Raw genomic sequence first — 518 nt, 5'->3', positions numbered from 1 at the left:
AACCCGCTGAACGTCTCCGGCGACGGCAAGGTCATCGCACTCGACGCGAAGTTCAACTTCGACTCGAACGCGCTGTTCCGCCACCCGGAAATCGTCGCGTACCGCGACCTGGACGAAGAAGATCCGGCTGAAATCGAAGCGTCGAAGTTCGACCTCGCGTACATCTCGCTCGACGGCAACATCGGCTGCCTCGTGAACGGCGCAGGCCTCGCGATGGCGACGATGGACACGATCAAGCTGTTCGGCGGCGAGCCGGCGAACTTCCTGGACGTCGGCGGCGGCGCGACGACCGAGAAGGTCACGGAAGCGTTCAAGCTGATGCTGAAGAACCCGGACCTGAAGGCGATCCTCGTGAACATCTTCGGCGGCATCATGCGCTGCGACGTGATCGCGGAAGGCGTGATCGCCGGTTCGAAGGCCGTGAACCTGAACGTGCCGCTCGTCGTGCGCATGAAGGGCACGAACGAGGACCTCGGCAAGAAGATGCTGGCCGATTCGGGCCTGCCGATCATCTCGGC

The 518-nt window shown here is 63.1% G+C and carries 1 pseudogene; it reads left to right on the top strand.

What is annotated here, in order from left to right:
* Positions 1 to 518 (top strand): annotated as a pseudogene (gene sucC, locus U5A56_RS36960) (succinate--CoA ligase subunit beta); the annotation flags it as partial.

Origin of the sequence: Burkholderia sp. BCC1998 (genome assembly GCF_905339875.1) — a bacterium.
In the GTDB taxonomy this organism is placed as follows: Bacteria; Pseudomonadota; Gammaproteobacteria; order Burkholderiales; family Burkholderiaceae; genus Burkholderia.
The sequence above is the reverse complement of the archived record's forward strand: the minus strand, read 5'-3'. Positions and strand labels throughout refer to the sequence as shown.